General features: G+C 71.7%; 4 protein-coding genes. All 4 read left to right on the top strand.

What is annotated here, in order from left to right; translation table 11 throughout:
• Positions 1-982, top strand: a 982-nt coding sequence (thiC, locus tag VFW79_RS12295; RefSeq protein WP_329677578.1) for a phosphomethylpyrimidine synthase, incomplete at its 5' end; no start/stop codon positions are given.
• A gap of 1 nt (position 983) precedes the next feature.
• Positions 984-1,808, top strand: a complete 825-nt coding sequence (thiM, locus tag VFW79_RS12290; protein ID WP_329677577.1) for a hydroxyethylthiazole kinase — start codon at positions 984-986, stop codon at positions 1,806-1,808.
• Between the two features lie 3 nt (positions 1,809-1,811).
• Positions 1,812-2,441 (top strand): thiamine phosphate synthase, encoded by a 630-nt coding sequence (gene thiE, locus VFW79_RS12285; protein ID WP_329677576.1) that lies wholly within the window; start codon positions 1,812-1,814, stop codon positions 2,439-2,441.
• Positions 2,438-2,585, top strand: a 148-nt coding sequence (locus VFW79_RS12280; protein ID WP_329677579.1) for a bifunctional hydroxymethylpyrimidine kinase/phosphomethylpyrimidine kinase, incomplete at its 3' end; no start/stop codon positions are given. The genes thiE and VFW79_RS12280, both read left to right, overlap by 4 nt.

Here is a 2,585-nt window from a genome sequence, read left to right as displayed (position 1 = left end):
CTGGGAGATCTACCGCGACACGGTGATCGAGCAGTGCGAGCAGGGCGTCGACTACATGACCGTCCATGCGGGCGTGCTGCTCCGGTACGTCCCGCTGACCGCGGGGCGCGTGACGGGCATCGTCTCGCGCGGCGGGTCGATCATGGCGGCCTGGTGCCTCGCGCACCATGAAGAGAGCTTCCTGTACACCCACTTCGTCGAGCTGTGCGAGATCCTGCGGCGCTACGACGTGACGTTCTCGCTCGGTGACGGCCTGCGCCCGGGTTCGATCGCCGACGCCAACGACGAGGCCCAGCTCGCCGAGCTGCGGACGCTGGGCGAGCTCACGACGATCGCCAAGTCCTATGGCGTGCAGGTGATGATCGAAGGCCCCGGCCACGTGCCGATGCACAAGATCGTCGAGAACGTGCGGCTGGAGGAGGAGCTCTGCGAGGAGGCGCCGTTCTACACGCTCGGCCCGCTCGCGACCGACATCGCGCCCGCGTACGACCACATCACCTCCGCGATCGGCGCCGCGATGATCGCCCAGGCCGGGACAGCGATGCTCTGCTACGTCACCCCCAAGGAACACCTCGGCCTGCCCGACCGCGACGACGTGAAGACGGGGGTCATCACCTACAAGATCGCCGCGCACGCAGCCGACCTCGCCAAGCAGCACCCACGCGCCCAGGAGCGTGACGACGCGCTCAGCCGGGCCCGCTTCGAGTTCCGCTGGGACGACCAGTTCGCGTTGTCGCTCGACCCGGACACCGCACGCGCGTTCCACGACGAGACCCTGCCGGCGCCGGCCGCCAAGACGGCCCACTTCTGCTCGATGTGCGGCCCGAAGTTCTGCTCGATGCGGATCTCCGCCGACGTCCGCACCTACGCGCAGGAGAACGGCCTGACGAGCGCGGAAGCGATCGAGGCGGCCATGGCCGTCAAGTCCGCCGAGTTCGTCCGACGAGGCAGCTCGATGTACCTCCCGATCGAGGCGATCTGACATGACGACGCTCCGGCCCCAGGCTTCGTTCCGCACCGCGTCGGCCGAGGACGCCATCCGCGTGCTCGACGAGCTGCGCCGCACCGGTCCGCTCGTGCACTGCATGACCAACATCGTGGTGGCGGGGTTCACCGCGAACGTCCTGCTCGCGGTCGGCGCCTCGCCCGCGATGGTGGAGAACTCCGAGGAATCCGCGGAGTTCGCCCAGATCGCGGATGCCGTGCTGGTGAACTTCGGGACGTTGTCCCCCGACCGGGTCGTCGCGATGCGAGCAGCCGTCGCGGCGGCGACGCGCGCCGGCACACCTTGGGTCCTCGACCCGGTCGCCGTCGGGGCGCTCGGGTACCGGACCCGGTTCGCCGCCGAGCTCGTGACCGCCCGTCCGGCGGTCGTCCGCGGCAACGCCTCAGAGATCCTGTCCCTTGCGGGCGCCACGGGCTCGGCCGGGCGCGGGGTGGACTCGACGAGCACGTCCGCGGAGGCCCTGGATGAGGCGTCGGGGCTCGCCCGCAGGATGGGGACGACGGTCGCCGTGAGCGGAGCCGTCGACTACCTGACGGACGGCACCGACGTGCTGGAGGTCCATTCCGGGCACGAGCTGATGACGCGGGTGACGGGCGTCGGGTGCGCCCTGGGCGCCCTCGTCGCTGCCTGCTGCGCCGTGGAGGCAACGCCTCTCATCGCGGCCGGTGCTGCGACGACGATCCTGACCGTCGCCGCGGAGGTCGCCGCCGCCAGGAGCGCGGGCCCCGGCAGCTTCGCGGTAGCGCTGCTCGATGCGCTGCACGGCCTCGACGCCGCGGCGTTGCGCACCCACCTCGGCTGAGCCGTGGCTCTCGACCTGTCGGTCTACCTGGTGATCGGTGCGCGGGACGCAGGTCCGCGGGGAGTGCGGGCCACGGTGGAGGCCGCGGTCGCCGGCGGGGTCAGCGTCGTCCAGCTGCGTGACAAGCAGGCGTCCGGACGAGAGCTGATGGCCCTCGCCGCCCAGCTTCTCGACCTCCTTGACGGCACCGGCGTCCCCCTGCTCCTCAACGACCGGCTCGACATCGCCTTGGCGTCGGGCGCGCACGGCGTCCATCTCGGCCAGTCCGATCTGGACGTACGCCGTGCGCGGCGGCTGGCCGGGCCGGAGTTCGTCATCGGGCTCTCGGCCTCCCGGCCGGAGGAGGTCGCGGACGTGCACTCCCTGCCCAGCGGCACCGTGGACTACCTCGGCATCGGCCCGGTGTTCCCTACCGCCACCAAGCCTGACGCCCGGGCGGCTGTCGGGCTGGCCGCGCTCGCTGAGCTGTGTGCCGGGACGGCGCTGCCGTGCGTCGGCATCGGTGGTATCACCGCCCGCAACGCGGCAGCGGTCTGGGCGGCCGGGGTCGACGGACTGGCCGTGGTGTCCGCCATCACGGGCGCACCCAACCCCCGCGCAGCGGCCGCCGGCCTGCGCGGTGCCCGACCATGATCCTCAACGCGCTGACCATCGCCGGCACCGACCCGAGCGGCGGGGCGGGTATCCAGGCGGACCTCAAGACCTTCTCGGCCCTGGGCGTCTACGGCATGACAGTCGTCACCGCCCTGACCGCCCAGAACACGCAGGGTGTGGCAG

The organism is Cellulomonas sp. (genome assembly GCF_036279715.1).
Taxonomy (GTDB): Bacteria; Actinomycetota; Actinomycetes; order Actinomycetales; family Cellulomonadaceae; genus Cellulomonas_A.
Note: the sequence above shows the minus strand (reverse complement) of the source record. Positions and strands in the feature narration are given on the sequence as shown.

Bases quoted from the DNA above. Each gene is read 5' to 3' on its own strand.
- thiM (WP_329677577.1), top strand. From the start codon at position 984: ATGACGACGCTCCGGCCCCAGGCTTCGTTCCGCACCGCGTCGGCCGAG.